Below are 18,099 nucleotides of genomic sequence, written 5' to 3'. Positions count from 1 at the left end.
TACGCTTCACAGGCTTGCAACATTATGGCAAGCACCTGACTAGCCTAATCTGGAGGCATGCTATTCCGGTCTCGAAGAGGACGCGACCCATTCGTAACTCGCGTATCTGGCAAGCAAGATCGCTGCGGATACCGAACTCCGCACTAGCGGACTGAACTGGAGTATCCTGCGTCTCGGCTTCGTCTATGGCGATGGATACGGATACCAGGCCTCGGTGGCGAACTTGGCGAAAAGCTTCAAGTGGGATTCTGCGAAAACGTTCAGCCTCGAGCACCCGCGAGATGTTGCCGGCGCAATCAAACTGACGCGAGGTCCGAGAGATTACCGATATTATCTTGTATCAGGAGGTGATTCATGTTGCATGATCTCTTCTTTTGGCTGACAGTTACCGCTTGCTTATTGCTCGGCCTCGTGGCTGCGCGGAGGTACCGCGAATCACACGATCGCGGCTTCACTTGGCTTCTGCTAGCCTATTTCCTGCCCACGATCTTGATCATGATCGCACAGGGATTTTGCGAGTTCGTTTTCTGGGCGCATTCTCCAGCCCTTCCGCAGATCGTCGCATCCTTCGAAAGCATTCGCACCATTGTTCAGGCGCTCGGCCTGGCTCTAGGGATGTACATGATCGGAGGCCGACCACGCCAACGCAACCTTTGGCGATGGCTCTTCGACGAGCCCACCAGCTCGTCGGAAATCGCGACATAGCAGTTAACTCGAGAGCATCTCGATGTTTGCGATCGAAGCCGCCTTTTCAGCGGGCTCGGGATTGTCGTGGAGCATGTAGCGCAGGACAACGCTGGTATCGGGACGGGTCATCTACGGATTGTCTCCGCTGCGCCAGCCTGGATATCTTCATCGATAGCTTCAACCGAAATCGGATGCTTACCCTTCGGCAGACTACCCTTAAGCTTCGCAGTCGAAATCCTCGGAAGAATACCGACGGCGCCATCCGGCCGAAGGAAGAATTTGAACCTTGCCGCCGGGCTTGAGGTGCAAATATTCCCGCACCTGCTTGGGAATCGTTGCTTGATTCTTGCTGCTGAGGGTGCCTTCCATGCGAAATGCCTCTCCTTTACATTTACCAGATGTAAAGCGCAGTGTTTCTGTCTTGGTACCGGAGTGCGCCCCCTATAAGAGGGAGCGCCCAGGATCATCCGAAGAGTCCCAACTGCTCGCCGATCACATATCCGGTTGGCCACAACGTCTGCTTCTTCTTCGGCTGGGAGTGCATCAGTACTGGCCCCCCCCACGGCGCAGGAGTGGAGTTCCCGATTCCGGCGAACATATCGGGAATCTCGGACTCCGGCTCCATTGTCAGAACCGGCTCGATGACCGTTGCGGTTGGAAGATGGCCTGTTCTCTCCTTGCGGAGTTCTTCCCAGACAGCATCGGCAGATTCGCCCACCCCACCCTTCTCGACGAGTTCGCGGGCCATAGCGGCGAGCATATCGTCGTCAGCATCCATCGAATGGAGTCCCTCGCCGGAGAATTTTCCCTCCATCATCAGGGCTACCAACATCTTCCTGCCCATCAGACGCAGGCAGGTTCGCTGCGTAGTTCCGTCATAGATCATAAACTTGACGCGAACCGCGAGCCTCTGGCCAATGCGCCACGAACGTCGTGAAGCCTGTCGAAGCGTATGCAACGAATAGCCTGTCTGATAGAAGATGATCGTTGGAAACCAAAGCAGGTCGAGTCCTGTCTCGACAAGCTTTGGGTGTCCGATGATGACCTCGACTCCTTCTTTGACGCGTTGCGCATACCACTGCTCACGCTTCAGAGCTGGGACGCTTGAACGCAGCACCGCAACTCGAAAGCCCGCCTGGCGAAGAATTCCTTCGAGCCGTTCCGGCACGTCGTACTCGCCGGTGAACGTTGCGAAGACCTGGCACCTCCGGCCTTGGCGCAGCTCCTCGCGGACGTCCTCGACGAGTCTCTGCTCCTTGGGATAGAGCTGATCCTTGGGCAGATCAGGTGCGGTCGTCACCAGGAACGGAACAAGTCTCTTCTCTTGCGGATCGAACTTCCTGCCCATGATCTCGCCTATACCGAATGGGTGATCGGGATAGAGCATGAGCCGATGCAGCATGAGACTCATGAGGCTTCGATTGCCACGATTCTCGCGTAGTGCCTGCTGAATGTCCTCCTGTATCTTTTCGTAGGCCTGGCGAAGTTCTCCGTCGAGCTCCACCTCGCAGACGATTTCTTCATACGGGGGAAGGAACTCTGCGATGTCTTCGAGGGAGACGAAGACGGTCGAGCTCATCAGGAACTTGCCGAAGAGCAGTGGGGATGCGCCGGGCTTCTTTGCTAGACGAAACGTGCTCTTCGCTGCTCTGGTGCAGGCTTTATCCTCGTCCGGAACTCTTTCAATGGATTCAAGAACCCCATATGTGGCCTGAAAGTCAGCTTGCCCCTGCGTGCCGGCCTCATAGCCGTCCTCGACCATCTTCCAGGGCTCCATACGAAAGAAGATGTGAAAGAGATCCGACGCATACCCGCCCATCAAAGTCCCGGTGTTACCGATTAGCTTTCGCGAGCAGCGCCGCAGAACCGCGAGATTGTTGCCTTGAGCGGTGTCGTTCGCGAGTTGGTGCATCTCGTCCGCAAAGGCATACGTGAAGAACCGCTTCATGTACCGGCCCATGTATTCGAGGGGCGCCATACGCTGAATCTTGTTGCGGTCGGCCTCCCAGAGGGGAGAGTAGCTTTCGGTGCCGCCGCCTTGGCGCTGGATGACCTCGAAATGCTTCACATCGTCGAAGTCGCCGCGAAGAAGGTGGCCGCCTTCGTCTTTGGGAACGGTCTTTCCGGTTTCAGGATTGGTGATGCAATCCCGGGAATTGCCGGACTTGGGTGTTACGTAGGCATGCTTCCAGAAGTAGCTGAGCTTCCCTGATTCTTTGGAGGTGATGAAGTAAGCCGGAACAGAGCAGCGTTGTTCCCAACCCTTGCGGCCCATCTTCCTCAACTCGACGACAGACGTCTTGAGCCCCTTAGAGACGACGTGACCGTTGCGCATGCTGACTTCTACGACGCCGTGGGGCTTTGAAGGGTCACCACCGTTGCGCAGATCATACACAACAAAGGCTCGTGCGCGTGGGACGGTGATCAGCACCTCGCGCGCCCACTTCAGAACCAGATGGGGCGGGCACATCACCAGAGCGGTGTAGGGCTTGCTGGCAGCATGCGCGTGGGCAATGCCGATCGACATCAGAGTCTTGCCTGTTCCGCATTCGCCGACGAGCCGAACGGAATCTTCGACCTGCAGGTACTTCGCAGCTCCGGTGATAGTCATGGCCTGCACCGGGAGGGGCTTGCGGAGAAGCGTCTTCAGCTCAGGAGCAACCGGGTCTTTCGGGCCCTGCAGCGGGGGGTACATCTCCACGATGCGCGACCCTAACTCCTGGCTGTAGGCGCGGAGATAGTCATGATAAGTTTCCATACGCGACTCCAATAAAAAGAGGCCAGCGCTTGGCTGGCCTCTGCGGATCGAATGAAGGATTTGCTGAATGCCGGAAGCTGAGAAAGCGAGTCACGTCTTGCGGCGGATCATCGTGTGAGGAGGTTCAAAATGCCCCAGCCAAGGCCGCCTTCATGTCGAATGAAGGCCAAGAGATGGGGCCGTTCTTGTCGGGGAACGATGTGAGATTCGCCCTTCGACCTTGGCCGATTCGATTCATCAGCTCTTCTCGAGTCGCATCAACTAGCACAGGCGAGCACCCAACTCCAACGAGGGGCTTGACCTTGCCGTCTTCCCGCAACCTCTCCATGACGTGGCCTCCCCACGATAAAACTGCAGGGAGCCCCTGGAGACTTACGAGCGTAGCCCATGAGAGATCGACCGCCTGCTCCTCATCGTTCAAGAGGATGGTTCTGCCGGCGCTCCCATTTGCATGGAGTCCCGAAGAGATAGCTACGACGTGACGTAGGGATCTCTTCTGCCGGGCCAGGCTAAGGTTCGCTTTGTACAGTGAAGGTTCTGACCCGAAACCTATCCGTTGCCTCTTGCCATCTGGAGTGACGAGATCAAGGCGATGATTCTCTTGAATTGCCGCTGTAACGGCGCCCACCTCAGCATCGTTTCCGAAGTAGCTGAGGAGGTGGGCCTGCTCTCCTTCTCCGATGAAATGGGTAACATGGACAGCGGTGTGCGTCTGGGTCTTGAGGGAGTTCCTGACGTACTCAAGCCGCGCGAGCCGGAGATGTGCGTTCTGCATTGTCTCTTTTCTCCTTCTTCTTTTCGTCGATAAGAATCAGCGTGCGGCCGTCTTCGTAAACCAAAGCCAGTTCGTTGGAGAAGCGTTCCCGTTTGTGGATCTCGGTGTAGCCTTCAGTCTTCTCTTCGAACGTTGTGACGTACTTCACCGTCCTCCAGCGAGCGATGTGGCGATCCTCTCCCGAACCGAACACTCCGTTCAGGAGGCCAGCCGTGCACAGCAATCCCACATGCCCACCGTGCAGCGGCGTGATCGGCCGGCCGACAGATGCTTCTTCCCGCGGGAGGACATACGGACGTACCTTGGCCCATGCAGAAGATGAGAGAACCAGGTCCTCGATTTCATCGAGCGGAAGACCTCGGTGTTCGATCTCAACCTTGGTGGTGGGTGGGATGATAAATGGAGCTTCGGTTCCCGTCAGGACGGGCATCGCATCAGTCCATATCGCCGAGATCAGCTGTTCGCGGTTTCGCTCGTAGTCTGCCGCTTTGATTCGCGCTTGGACAGCGATGAGTACAACTTGGTCGAAGCGCATGGATCCCGGATCGCTTAGCCGCAAGACCTGGAAGCTGGTGAACGCGTCTGCGAGGAGATCGGTGCATCCCTCCAACTGCCCATGGGGGACGACCATCACCAGAACTCCGCCAACGATCAGCCAACGAAAAGTTTTCTGCAGAAACCGCAGTTCCATGCGCTTGTTGCCAAAGGATGCTACTTCGGAGTCATAAGGCGGATTGAGGTACAGAAGGGAGAAACTTCCGCTCTTTGCCTGCACGTCGAAGAGGTTGCCATGGACAGTATTAATACCGGCCTCCTGGCACTCCTGCGCGCGGCGCGCATCCAGTTCCACCGCGTACCGCGCGACGTTCTCTCCTTCAGAGATCTGGAGGAGCGCCGCGCCCGTGCCAGCACACGGGTCAAGGACCGAAGCTCCTTCGATTGGAAATTGAAGGATCCGCCGCAGACGGGAACCTTCTTCAAAAGGGAGTGGATAGTAGCCAAGCTTGAGCCGAGCAACAGCGCGCATACGGGCCTCCATCGTAAGTTTGCAAGCCGAGTGAGTGAAATAAAGCATAATTTGACCGGGAGTAAACCATATCGACGCCCCGCCACAATGACGCGTCGGCCGGAATCGGCCGACGAGCCACGAAAATTTCAGGTCGTCAGAGATGGAATAAGTTTCGATGAGCGCCTTGGTGATTTCGCATCAGTCTGGAATAATTCCTGACGAGATGAGCATTTATCACGCATCGAGAAGAGAGCATCAAGCTTGCTCATCTTCAAGGAAGATATTGCGCTGTGCTCATACAGAGAAGCGGAACTGGCGCCGCAGGCCTCCAGCAGCGGCAGGTTGAGTGATCGCGCAGGCAGAATCTGCCCGGTTGCGATGTCCGCCGAGCAGTTTGCCCACTTTGCGAGGCATGGGATCTGTTGTTTGAAGCGAAATATCTGCTCTGGATGGTCGATTACGATCGGGAACTTCCCTCTGACATCCGGCCGATCTGAGGATGGAGAACAAAGGCCCTGTACGGAAGGCTGAAGATATGGGAAAAAGAGAACTGAAGCGGTTCTAGCTGTGCGTCGTGGACTCAGACAACAAGGAGTTCTCGGTTGAGGGGCCGATTTCAAACGACGAAAGCTGGAAGGAAGCCGTGTGCAAAGCACAATCTGCGGGGCGGTCCGTTCACTGCTTCAGCGTGCACGGGCAACCCGATCGAACAGCGATTGAGGAGTCCTATGCAGCGCAGAGTTCGTTCACGGCAAAACAACCAGGGAGTGTGGTCGTCCCTCATCATCTAGATTAGCTTGAATTAGCTGTTCCATCTTCTGGCAGTGCCACTTGAGCTCCGTGCCTGATGGGATAAACAGTCGTGTGTTTTGCGACTTTCTCTAGGAGGCCAGGCTTCTCCAGGCGATTGAGAAGCCAGCGTTGGCGCCAAAAGTCTGCGAGCATCTCCGTTCTCAGCTTGTCCCGCGTTCGGGGTACGTTGTATTGCGCGGAGTCAGCAAAGCCCAATAGGACATCACGAAAGTTTTTGGCAAGCGCGACACCGTACACGACACGCTTGTTGCCGTGGTTCATCAACACGTCGGACGGCAATCCCAGCAACTCCATGCCTTCGCGGATCTTCCGCATCAGCGGGTTAACTCCCTCACCGAAGATCGAGTTGACCTTCCGCGCCTCCTTTGAGCGGCCGATGAGCGTGCTCATGAGGCCCAGCGTCTCCTGGCTTATGTGAAACGACCCGAAACCCTCGCTCAGACCAATGGAGCGATATTCAATCTTCTCGTGGGGTTTGCCGCCGATGGCTTCGGCGGGCACTTTGACCCGGCTATATTGGCTCAAAGCCGATCCATACAAACTCGTCGTGCAGAGCAATACGAGTTGTGCTCGTCTGTGGACCGGGGCACCCCGCATACTGGATGCAATGAGACTGGTTTGTTTCTCATAGCGGCGTTGGTATCCGTTGACGACCTCCGGACTGCACAGGAGAATGCAAACGAGTTTCCCGCCAAGTATGAGATTGTAAGGGGCGACTGCGCCGCAGACGGTGATGTCCATCATATTGACGCCTACCCGTTCGCCCTTCAGCATCCGAACAATCTGGCCGACTGCTTGCCGAAACCGAGCATTCTCGAACGCTTGAGCCCAAGCCTCTTTGGTCGCGTCGCCGCCGATCTTCTGATCCTGGAATGCGGTACGGACAGAGAGCAGACTCGCGAGCTGTTTGGAACGTTTGCTGCGGAAAAGACTCGTCTCTGCGCGTGCGCGCCACTCTGCGACAGTCCCTGTGGCCACGTGCTTGTGCTGCGCGGCGTTCGGATATCGCCGGTGATGTCTGATGGCACGCTCCGAATCCTTGAGGAGTTTTTCAATGATCTCGGGCGTCGGCTTCCGCAAGTCGGACCGAGCAATGAGGCCGCTATCGAGAAGGTCCTTCAGGTAGATGCTCTTGATGAAACGGTCTACCTCGCTGAGGAGCCATGCCGCATCTCGCTTGGGCTTCGTCGAGCTTCGGAAATGCTCGATGGCACTTTCCGAGTTCCAGCCAATCCACTTGTCCCGCGAAGACTGTTGGACTACGGAACTGGCAAGGCAGGCAATCCCGACCACCGGGTGGTTCTCAACCTTCGCATCGCGGATGAGGATCATCATGGAGCGGCCTGGAACACTCTTGTAAGAGTTCACCCAGGTGTGCCGGAAGTAACGCCAGATGTCCATCAGGCGTAGTCCGGTGTGCTCGCAATAAGCGTCTCGTTCGACGAACTGAATGTAGGGCTTGATTGCGCCTCGAAGTTGTTCGAGTTTAGATCCTGAGTCAGGCGTGGCCCGAATCGCGGACAGGTCCCGGGCAAGGCTCTCGCCATCCCGCATGACCGAATAGATGGAGTGCCACCCTTTCTTGGTCAGACGCTTCTTTTCCATCCCTTTGATGAAGGTCCGCGTTGCCGGCTGACGCAGTTGATCGTCTCGGTCGATCAGATGAACGTGCCGGATGCGCTCCTTTTCCGCCTCCGGCGAGAAGCCGTTCTCGAATTCGATCACGACGGCCGGAGAGATGGTGACAACACGCCATCCCTGAGCGATGAGGTCGATTGTGACGCTCAACGATGCAAGCAGTTCTAGCTCTTCTTGGACCTGAGCCTTGGTTGGTTTGGTCAGAGGTGCGAGGACACTGGATCGAATTCGTTGGATCAACTCCGCAGAGACGGTCTCACGGCAGTTGCGAACCATCTTGCGAATAGATGCACACCTCTCGCGAAAGATCGGCATGAGCACAGTGAGGTTGGGGGTGAGGGTGGCTGTTTGGCCCATGGTGATTGCGTCCTAATCCAGGAAGGCCGTAAGAGCATTACTCCACGTCTCCCTCAACCGTCGGACAGCAATCTTCTCCTCTGCCGATCTCAGCGCGCATTCGGCGCGCCCCACAGCGAGGAGCATGAGTTGTAGCTGATTCAGAACTCGTGCAGATTCGACCTGCCGAGTTGCCGCCAAGGGCTGATAGATCTTCTGATAAAAGTTGTGATCGCGGTTCAGGGTTAGCGTGAGTCGCTCCTGTGCCAGCGACGGACGATAAAAACTCACCTCTTCTAATACCTGTTCATCGATTCTGTAGCCCAGTGGAGTAATCCTTCCCTGTACGCGCGCGGTATTCTGCGGGCTCCGGCGGCGTAAAACGACCGGAGCCATTAGGGAATCCTTATGCTCTGCGACAGCAGTACTTTTCAATTCTACTGACTCTTCGCGAACCGCGAGGTAGCGGCGTCGAACGAGGTTGTTCAACTCTCTCGCAATGCGCTCCAGGTCCGGCGTTAAGATGCTTTCCAGCATCTCGGTTGAATTGATCTTCTGCTTAGTGTGTGTGACACCGAACAACTCGTCGAGTTCTGGGGAAAAGGAGATTTCGCAGCGCCACCAATCGTCGTAGTTCTCCTTCCTCTTGGAGCCCATGAAGTACCATCCACAGTCGATCTCGCGCCCGCCGCGCACCACAGAAACGCCGGCTCCCTTCGAGATTCCGTGTGCGTTCTTGTACTCGTTGGAAAGAGGGCACCACCGTTCGATGGGCAGAACGGCGAACCTGACCGAGATTTGTGAGGCTTTACCTGCCGGTGAGGCTACGTCGTAACGGAGGGCGGGCCCATAAGGCTCTGCGCCGGTTAAGTTGTTGCCGTTTCGGAGAAAGAGCGGATCGATCGGCTTGACCCGTTCACCGTTGATCAACAGTTTCTTGCCGCTGTATAGCTGGTGACGAAAGGTGCGGCCGAATTCGAGGTGGAGGTACTTCGCCTGGGTCTTCTGCGTACGAAAGTCGAGCCGGTCGCATTTGGTCAGCGTGATCACGGTTCCTGTCGGCGACGACGGAGGGTCGTCTGCGGCATCAGGTTTGAACCGGCAGGGTGCCGGAACGGAAGAGAGGCCGCCTGAGGCAATCTCGTCGACATCGAGGTAGCTTGCCCAGATTTCTCCCGGGTTAGTCCAACTGTAGACATCCACGCGGCGGGCCTGACTCAAGGAACCATTCGGCAGGCCCATGCCATAGCGCCCTGTGCCTAACCGAGAGTTGAACCGCGTGCTGCCGCCGAACTGCAACGCCAGTTGCATTGTCTGGGGAGACATCCCGGTTCCATCGTCTGTCACCATGATGCACTTGCCATCCGCATCCTCGGACAGGCACACGGACACTGTCCTTGCCTCGGCTTCGAAGGAGTTATCGACAAGTTCGGAAAGAGCTGCGGCCGTGCTCTTGTAGCCAGAATCCCGTGTGGCCTCAATGAAGGTTTGGATCGCGACTAGGGGATATACGCCTGTCCTATACTTTGACATACTTTACTACCTCCTGATAGGCGGACGGCAGGTCCCGCTCCACGAGGTAGTCGGGCAGCAGAATGCGAGTTTCTCCCGAACCGTGCACTAGGGGGTGACGTTTTTCTGCCTCTGCCTTGGAAAGAAGTGCGGGATAGGTGCCGATCGCAACAGATCTGTTTCCTCCAACAGGGGTGGCGAGCAAGGCCGTATCAGCCAACGCGAGAGTCCACCCCTCTAACTGGAGAAATCTCGCCAACGGTTCCAGAGTGTTCCTCTGCTCGGCGGGAGACGGAATCGCCGGGAGTTCGCTGAGTCGCGCGTATCGAAGGAGTTGCAGGCCCAGCCGGCGATCCAGCCGCGGATGAAGGAAGCGATTCCCGTAGTGCCGCAGGCACTTTGTACAGGAGCGCTCACACGGCGCGGGGCAGACTGTCAGCAGTTCCTCGATGCGAGGCAACATTTCTTGTAGATTCTTGCCTACTTCGTATGCGTAACCAGCGCCGCCCGAGGCAGTATCAAACAGGTATATCTCGGCGGTAGCGATGCCTCCATGTGCCGCGGGGACGAAGCGATAGCCAGAGCTGAGTTCACCAGGATCGATAGAAAGTCCAAGGCTCGAACCCAGCGCCACAGCCTCCGAACAGGTTGCGAGCGCGTCGTTGACCCACGGGTGCTCAGGATTGAAGTCCATCGCGGCGTCGAATTCGAGCCGTAGAAGGAGAATGTCAGTGCGGAACTGGTGTCCGAGGTAAAGGCCCTTCCGGACGTGACCGTTGCAATGCTTGGGCGGCTGCTCCCTCTTGCGGACGTAGTCGGGCAGCAGAAAAGGTCGCGGGTGATCTTTCTCCGACTCAGGATCGTCGGAGAGCCAGGCGGCGCCGCAGGTTTCGCAGACGCCGAAGCCCGTACTGTTCTTGCCTTTGTTGGTGACGATCAGCTTGACCCTTTCCCGATAGGCAAAGGAGATCTGTGACCCGGTGAGACTATCCCATTGAAAATCCCGGTCAACTAATTCGGGAAGCTGGGCGCTGGAAGCGTATGTAATGTCCTGGTCTCGGTCCTCGTCCCTCAGGCGCCTGCCTGCCTCTGGAGAGAACGCAGGCGGATCAAGCAACTCATTCGCCTGTAACTCTCCTTGGCATACGGGACATTCCTTCTCAGCAGGTGGGCTTGCAACGTCAGCTGTCTCTTCTAGTCGGACGAAGGAGCAACGTGGACATCCAATGTACCGGTCGCGTGCTCCGTCAAAAAAGCCTTCGGCCGGACTCGTGGTTGCCAAGCCATCGAAGAAGATTCCTCCCACGCGGTAGGTTTGTTTGTTGACGACGAGGATTCTGCCCGGTGCGTATTCACTGAGTGCCTGGGTCTTTCCGAGTTGCGGGCGCTCCCGTTCGATGACCTTGCCAAAGTCCGCGCGCTCCTGGATCACGAAACTGCAAAGATCGGTTGGAAAAGCATAGGAAGGCAGCAGCCCCTTGTCGAATAGGAGATCGAGCAAAGTGAGCGGCTCAGCCGTTTCCTCCTGCTCAGTTACTTCTTCTTCGCCGGCGGTTTCATTCGCCTCGACTTCCTTTCCTATCGCCGTGAGTTCTTCGATCATCTCGGCACTGACGGCTTTAACATAGGTAGCCTTCTCTACTTCGCGTTTGCTCGCATCTGTGAACAACTCATCGGGGAGCCATGACACGATACGATCGTGAACTTTCTTTGAGTTCGGACTTTTCATCCACAACTGGAAAGCCGCAAAAGTGAATTGGTCGTTGCCGTGGAAGAATGCCGTAGCTAGTCCGAAAGCGCTCATGAGATCGGGCCTTGATGCGGCCAAAGAGTTCTGCTGGGCTTCTGGTAGTAAGTCCATCTGTTCATGAAAGAAGGTTTGGAGAAGGTACGAATAGATGTGCCGCCGGGCGAGACGTCGGTTGTCCGACTTGATGCGTGGCTCACGGGCCTGGCCGCTGATCATCACTGCCGGATGTTCGAAATGAAAGGCATCGTGCGGACCTCCTTGAGCGAAGGTGATCACACTCGAGACAGATGTTCCTCTGCGCCCTGCCCGGCCGGCGCGCTGCTGATAGTTCTCCCTCAGCGGCGGAACAGTCCGGAGACCAACCGCGGTCAGCGATCCGATGTCGATGCCCACTTCCATCGTGGTGGTGCAACTCAAAATATCAACGGCAGGCTTGTTCTTTCCCAAAGGAACATCCTGAAAGCGCAGTTCAAACTCCTCCGTCGTCGCGTAAACAACCCCAGTGTCTCGCTGCGATAGCTGTGCCGTGTGTTCTTCCGCGGTGATATGGACGGGCCGCTGGCCCTTAAGAACCGCCCGCAGCGGCTCACGGAAGAAGTCCTTCCTGGCCCGCATGTACGGATGTTCGGGAGGGCGCGGTTCTAGTTGCTTTTGTCCACACTCGGCGCATGAGCCGAGAAATGGCTTGAACTGCACATGGCCACAGAAGAGGCACTGAGACCAGACGTCGTCAATCGCCGTCTTGATCGTGAGCGCGTCTCCGATGAGCAATCGCCCTGAATCGTCCGCGCTGACTGCCGTCCGCGTGAATAGATCGAAAAGCTCACGGCGTAGTTGATCGACTATGTCCTTCTCCAGTTGCGCTCGCTTCGCGACTTCGCCGAAAAACTTCTTGAGACCGTCCTCTGCACCAATCACCTCGAAATACGGGAACTCTTGGTAGCGCGCGGTCAGCGAAAGACTCGGGTCAAAGGCGTCGTGGTAAAGCATCTCGTGAATCCACGCCTCCGCAATCTCGGCTAACGTCTCGGCAGGGACCGCCGTCACGCGGCGTTCGAGCAGTTTAAGTTTCGATTTGCGTGGCTGCACCACGACCGCGCAAGCGGCGATCAGCGAATAGTAGGGATCGCTGATCTGACGCAACAACGCCTGACGAAAGCGTATTAGCGGCGTAGCTTTCCACCCATCTTGAAGGGCCAGGTCAAGGTCCAGGTCATAGTCCTTTTCCAGTCGATGACAGTCCTCGAGCAGAGCCTTCTGGTCCTGCCCATCAAAGAAGTGCAGGTGATGGCGTGCGCAGACCAGCACGAACCCGGCATAGAGTGTTTCGTCTGGAACGGGATCTTTGCCAATATCGGCAAGTTCCTTGAGCGCAGCGATGAGCGCCTCACGGAGAGAATCGCGCTCCACCTCCCGCGGGAGATCGCGCGCCAGCCGGGCTGCCTTCTGCCGGCCATCGCTGAAGAGAAGTGCCTTTCGTCCCTCGTTGGGATGACGCTCGTCGCGCGGCTTGGTCGCAACTTGATTAACAAATTGTTCGCGGATGAGATTCGCAAATGGCTGTTCACCCTTCGTCGCCAGATCCATGATCTTGAGCGACCCGCCAGTGTTCGTTCGGCGCGTGCAGACGGGACAATTCGTGAATGTGGATAGGCCTTCGTCCTCGTCCGCTTCCGTCGGCCGATACACAAGTCTGAATCCGGCCGATTCGGACGGTTGCCGCTCCTGCAAGCGTCCAGTGGCAATATCGAGCCACACCGGTTCCACGCTGCGAACCTGATCCGGGTGCGGCTCCTCAAGGAGCAAGTGGATTTCGTGCAGTGGAGCGCCGAATTGCGAGAGCGTTCCACCATGCTCATTCCATAGAAAATCTGCCCTGCGACCGACGCCGAATGCACGCGTGAAGGACGTGCCGCAGTCCCGATGAGTGAATATCTCGAAGACGCGGGCACCACATTGGCAGTTGGTCCGAGGCTCCGTGTAGAAACGCCCCAGAACCGACTTTCCATCTGCTGAATACCTACGCAGCGTACACTCCTCGTTCAGACAGGCGTGGACCGAAGGAAGGCCCCGGAAGAACATGTGAACTCTTGTTGGGAGCAATGGCTGCTCTTGTCGGCCACTTTCGTGGCGTCGGGCGAAAGAGCCCAATGCGAGGAGAGCGTCTGTTGCCGCCTCGGCCTCTTCTTGAGGGACCGTCGGAAAAAGCTGATGTGCCAGCGATTCGAATGCTGTGCCGTTGCCGGCGCAGATTTCGATCAACAACTCCAACGGGCCGGTGCCCGTGAGTTGCTTGCCGACGTACTGCGGTCGGTCTCCATCTGGCGCTTCCCAGCCAAGTGACGCTGCAACCGAGACAAGTGCCTGCTCGATGGCCGCTTTGTCGATGCCAGCGAATAGAGCGGGATCGACGGCTGCAAACGCAGTTGCCTCCGCCGTTGTTCCAGGGGCAGACTTCGGTCTCGCCTCTTTTGTGCCGCGAATAACGGTAAAGCCTCCGCTCTTGCGCTTGCCGGTCAGCGCCTCTCCAAACAGCTTTCCCGCCGCCTCTGCCGTTGGGCCATCGCCCAGACTCGCACTGGTCAGGATGCACCGCATTTGGTCGCGGGAGATTCCAAGCCGCGATTGCAGGCGCCGAATCAGAAGACCGACTTCCGCTCCCGAGACTCCTCGGTACATGTGGGCTTCATCGAGAACCAACAAAAACTGGTTGCCAGGATCGCTCGCCAACCAGTCGCTGGTCTTGCGAAAGATGGTGCGTTCAATCGGACGCAACAACATGTATTCCAGCATCGAGTAGTTGGTTACGAGCAGATCGGGGGGATTCTTTTGGATCTCATGACGGGTGAGCAACTCACGATCGCCGGGCTGCGTGTTTAGACGGTTATCCCAGTGTCTCGATCGATACGTCTTTCCCGCGTTCTTGCCTGACTTATAGGTCTTAACCTCTTCTTCGTCGGGGGCAAAAAATCCGATAAGGTCCTTCGCCGGCCAACGGCCACGATTCTTCAGTTCCTTAACAAGGTTCTGCTTCTCAGAATCCCCAGACTCCTCGAGTTCGACGAAGTATTCCAGCAACGGTGCGATATTGCGGCCGTCCTTATCGTTGGTCCGTATTCCGGGATACGGCGTGCGGCTTGTGTACATGCCAAAGCGTGGGCGTCGCCCCCAGCGTGTTTCGAACAAACCAGCCATGCGCTCGTCGCCGAAGAGCCTCCGAAGCCGAGACGTTTGATCGCTGACGAGCGCATTCATCGGATAGAGCAGGAGGACCCGAACACCCGGCATGGCGAACGATGCAGCACGCTCCGTCGCTTCCATCACGAGCGAGCCAATCGCAGAGTAGAGGAAAGTCTCCGTTTTTCCTGAACCGGTTCCGGTGGCAACGATCAGGTCATCAGAGTTCTTGCCGAAGAAAGCTTCGAGCGCATCTGCTTGGTGCCTGTAGGGAGGGTAGACTCCGACGGAGGGCCGAAGCGTACCCAACTCTGTCAGGAGGTTGCTGACAGTCTGTGGAATCTTTAACCGCGTGAATCCGTCTTCGACTGCGTAAGAGGGCGTCACCTCAACAAAAGGTCGCTGGGCAATCGAGCCGGGTTCGAGGAGCAGACGATGGCGTTCTTCAATGAGCGCAGGATCCTTGATGTGGTACTGGGCTTCAAGGTAACGCTGAAGCCGGTTATGAATCCTCTCTGCCACCTGCTTGATTCCGATATCGGTCATCTGTGCGTCCTCGCAAAGGTGCTGACGCCCAACGTAGCCAGCCGCTTCTTGATCTCTACAGCGTGCTCTTGATGAAACGTCCAGGTCTGCGGATAGTACTTGCCTTCGGGCACATCCAACTGCCCCAGTGCAGCGAAAAGCCTTTGCTCCGCTTGCGGCAATACGCTCTTGAGAACAACCGACGTCTCGGCGAGGCCGGAAATCTCCTCTACCGTCACGGACTTCTCCGCCAACAGATCGAGTCCATACATGAGCCGTCGAAGGTCGATTGGCGGCATGGTCCGAATCCCGCTGATCTGGCCCTTCCCGATCTTCACGGCGTAGTGCCTTTTGCCTCCGAAGGGTAGTTCCTCGCGCGAGAGATAGATACCCGAGAGTTTGTCGATGCGATCCACCCAGCGAAACATCTGTGGCGTCGAGCCCGGAGACAGTTCAGGAGCATAGATTTCAATAGACCGACCTGTAGGGCAATGGCGTTCGTAGTTGCCCGGAAGAGTCGATTGCGTCCACTCGCGCAGATCGTCGGGAGCGTGGCTCATCCATGACTTCAGACTCTGTTGTGGCAGTTCGAGTTCCTTCGAGAGAGCGTCACCCCTCACTCTTCTATACGGGCCTATATGCTCAATCTGGGTCGCGCGTTCGGCAGTCAACAAAGATGTAGGGAATCCGCCTACGAGCAACCGCATGTCGTCGGTAGTGCCAAGGAGCACTTCCCGCGTCGGCGCGGGAAGCCATTGGCCGTTCGATAATTCTGCAAGATCGCCGCATTCAGACAGCGCCTGTAAGGCTTCTTTCAGTTGTCCTCGGGAAGCGTCGCGAGCTAAGTGCAGGGTGGATGCAAGATTCAGCAGGCGTAGAATGTGGACCGGATGAACACCGTCCGTGAGTGCCCAAGCACAACTCCGCAGCAAGGCGCAGTCTTCTGCGATCTGGTCGCAGGCTTCGCTGCCGGTCAACTCCCGCGCAAGGATCGTGTGCGCCTCGATCTCGGTGACGGCTTGCAGTTGCGTCATGCGATCGACCGCCTTGCAAGACTCACCCATTCGCCGAGTTCGTCATTGAGGGTCTTTTCCAGTCGCGTAATCTCTGCCGCACGCTCGTCGTCGTTCGTTAGCGAGGATAGATACGGCACCACAATCGACTTAGTGATTGCCGTCTGTTGTGCGGATTGATCCGAGATCACAGCTGCCAGGGCGCCGGCCAATCGCTTTGCGTTGCCGTGGAGTTGAGGAAGTCCTTCCGACATCCATTCCAACTGATCGCGTGCCGGGGCAACATCCAGGAGGCCACTCGATCCGTCCACCTCTGATGAATCACCGAGTTCTGTACGCTCGGTGAACTCACCGTCCGCATCAGCGATTGCCAGGATGCCGTCCTTCCAGACGTCCGGCGCGACCGGGAGAGTCGTTGGCCCTTCAATGACAGTTGCTGCGAGGAGCAGATTAGTGGGCCATTGTAAGCGGGCCTCGGATTGATAAGGGTCGGTCGAATCGATTGCCCCTGGGTGGAAAAGCGGAATCGAAGCCTTGTGATTCCGGACCAGCCTGAGCAGAGGCAGGAGATAGGATTCCGTGGGTCCGCGATTGATCCCGTCGAGAACGACGAGAAATGGCCCTTCATGCTCCCGCGCTGCTCTGATGATGTCGAGCAGGCCTGCGGGGTGTGGAACGAAGGTCCCATGCTCTAACTTGCCGAACAAATCCTGCACATCGGCTATCGCCGAGGTCACTTCCACCAAAACCTGCCGTCCGCCACACATCACGTGTGCATAGGCTTCGAGCGCCTCCAGCGCCCGCGCTCCGCTCACGACGGGCACAAATCCAGACGCAAATGCAGCGTGAATGGGCTGATAGCTTGTCGTCGCAACCCCAAGCGCCCGCAGCGCTGGAATCATCCGCGACCTCAGTTCCTTGATTTCAGCGATCTTGACCTTAGTGACGGGCCACTCTGGAGCCCAGGTGACTCGAGGCTGAGGCGAAGAGCGTCCTTTAAGAAATGGTCGGAGCAAGGCGACATCTGCAAGGAGTGTCGGCACATTCCCGAGCACCTGATCGATACGACTCAGGAGGGCGGCTTCTATTCCGGATACCTGTTTCTGGTGGCTCGCTTCCGTCTCTTCGAGTTGCCGTTTTGCAGAGGCTAGAGCTTCTTCTGCCTCATGCCGCTCCTCCCGGAGTTTTGTCACTGCCGCCTGCTCAGACTCGTGCTCGCTCTCGATTCTCGCGCGGATCTCGCCTCGTTGCCCCTCATAGAAGTTCTGGGCTTCCTGAAGCACTGAAGGATGATTACGAAGCCCCCTGAATATCTCTTCAGCGAGCGAAATTACCTGTTGCGTGTCGGCGGCAAGTTGCTTCGCCCTGTTGAGACGATAAAATTCAAGTCGCGCGCTGGCACCGGCCCCGTACTGTGTCAGTTGCACGGTGGCATCCTCGAGCACTTGCCTGGGCAGGTTCGTGCCGTTCGCCTTTAAGCGTGCGGCTGCTTCGATCGCTCGACGCATGACCGGTTTGTCGTCGTCCCAATCGACGTAGCTGTGGGGAGTCGGAGGAAGGCTTCGCGCCAGTATGGTGCGGGTTTCGTCATCGAACGCGATTCCGAGGAAGGCATCATCTCCGAGTTGATAACAGGAGATGCGGGCACGATTGTTCTTCTCAAGGACGACCTTGCCAGTATTTTCTGAAACCAGACCGACTGGGCCTACGACCAGATCGCCGCCGCAACGGATCATGTATTTCGGTGAGACGAGATGGGGGAGTTCGATTCCGTGAGTGAGCGCAAGACGCACTTGCTCGCAATCGCCGACCCAACGCAGATCGAGAGCCTCAAAGGCAAGTTGCGAATCAACGGCCATATATTCGTCAGGGCCGCCATTCTTGACGTCGTTCTCCTTTGCGTGGAACCGAACAAGCGCGTTCTCCTTGGCACCCGATGCGCGCGGCCAGAAGATCGAACCGCGGCTTGGGAATTCTGATTGTGGAGCTAGAACGGCTTCCCAGGAATCGTTGGTCGCCTCGGCTAAGGGGCGGATCCACGCGATCTGGTCCTCGTATTTGTCCCGTCTTGTCCCCGTAATAACGCCAATCAGTGTTCTCAAGCCG

The 18,099-nt window shown here is 57.1% G+C and carries 10 protein-coding genes; 1 reads left to right on the top strand and 9 read right to left on the bottom strand.

Going from position 1 to position 18,099, the window contains the following annotated elements:
- Positions 1 to 357: 357 nt before the first annotated feature.
- Positions 358 to 705 (top strand): hypothetical protein, encoded by a 348-nt coding sequence (locus tag GRAN_RS24450; protein ID WP_128915698.1) that lies wholly within the window; start codon positions 358 to 360, stop codon positions 703 to 705.
- Between the two features lie 198 nt (positions 706 to 903).
- Here GRAN_RS24450 and GRAN_RS24445 read toward each other — a convergent pair whose 3' ends face one another.
- The 9 genes from GRAN_RS24445 to GRAN_RS24405 form a co-directional block, all read right to left on the bottom strand.
- Positions 904 to 1,056, bottom strand: a complete 153-nt coding sequence (locus GRAN_RS24445) for an AbrB/MazE/SpoVT family DNA-binding domain-containing protein (RefSeq protein WP_128915697.1) — start codon at positions 1,054 to 1,056, stop codon at positions 904 to 906.
- Between the two features lie 94 nt (positions 1,057 to 1,150).
- Positions 1,151 to 3,445 (bottom strand): helicase-related protein, encoded by a 2,295-nt coding sequence (locus tag GRAN_RS24440; RefSeq protein ID WP_128915696.1) that lies wholly within the window; start codon positions 3,443 to 3,445, stop codon positions 1,151 to 1,153.
- 124 nt (positions 3,446 to 3,569) lie between these two features.
- The gene (locus GRAN_RS24435; RefSeq protein ID WP_128915695.1) at positions 3,570 to 4,220 is read right to left on the bottom strand and encodes a hypothetical protein; all 651 of its coding nucleotides are present in this window, start codon (positions 4,218 to 4,220) and stop codon (positions 3,570 to 3,572) included.
- Positions 4,186 to 5,247 carry a DUF6094 domain-containing protein gene (locus tag GRAN_RS24430; RefSeq protein WP_128915694.1) on the bottom strand — a complete coding sequence of 354 codons (1,062 nt, stop codon included), beginning with the start codon at positions 5,245 to 5,247 and terminating at the stop codon, positions 4,186 to 4,188. Before GRAN_RS24430 ends, GRAN_RS24435 begins: the two co-directional genes overlap by 35 nt.
- A gap of 774 nt (positions 5,248 to 6,021) precedes the next feature.
- A complete protein-coding gene (locus GRAN_RS24425) occupies positions 6,022 to 8,037 on the bottom strand; it encodes a Druantia anti-phage system protein DruA (RefSeq protein ID WP_128915693.1) in 2,016 nt (671 codons plus the stop codon).
- 12 nt (positions 8,038 to 8,049) lie between these two features.
- Positions 8,050 to 9,549 (bottom strand): ATP-binding protein, encoded by a 1,500-nt coding sequence (locus tag GRAN_RS24420; protein WP_128915692.1) that lies wholly within the window; start codon positions 9,547 to 9,549, stop codon positions 8,050 to 8,052.
- Positions 9,536 to 15,001 (bottom strand): DEAD/DEAH box helicase, encoded by a 5,466-nt coding sequence (locus GRAN_RS24415; RefSeq protein ID WP_128915691.1) that lies wholly within the window; start codon positions 14,999 to 15,001, stop codon positions 9,536 to 9,538. Before GRAN_RS24415 ends, GRAN_RS24420 begins: the two co-directional genes overlap by 14 nt.
- On the bottom strand, positions 14,998 to 16,014 hold the full coding sequence (locus tag GRAN_RS24410) for a hypothetical protein (RefSeq protein ID WP_128915690.1): 1,017 nt from the start codon (positions 16,012 to 16,014) through the stop codon (positions 14,998 to 15,000). Before GRAN_RS24410 ends, GRAN_RS24415 begins: the two co-directional genes overlap by 4 nt.
- Entirely contained in the window at positions 16,011 to 18,095 is a 2,085-nt protein-coding gene (locus GRAN_RS24405) for a hypothetical protein (protein ID WP_128915689.1), read from the bottom strand. The genes GRAN_RS24410 and GRAN_RS24405 overlap by 4 nt, the downstream gene beginning before the upstream one ends.
- Positions 18,096 to 18,099 lie beyond the last annotated feature (4 nt).

Origin of the sequence: Granulicella sibirica, assembly GCF_004115155.1 — a bacterium.
GTDB classification, from domain to species: domain Bacteria; phylum Acidobacteriota; class Terriglobia; order Terriglobales; family Acidobacteriaceae; genus Edaphobacter; species Edaphobacter sibiricus.
Note: the sequence above shows the minus strand (reverse complement) of the source record. Positions and strands in the feature narration are given on the sequence as shown.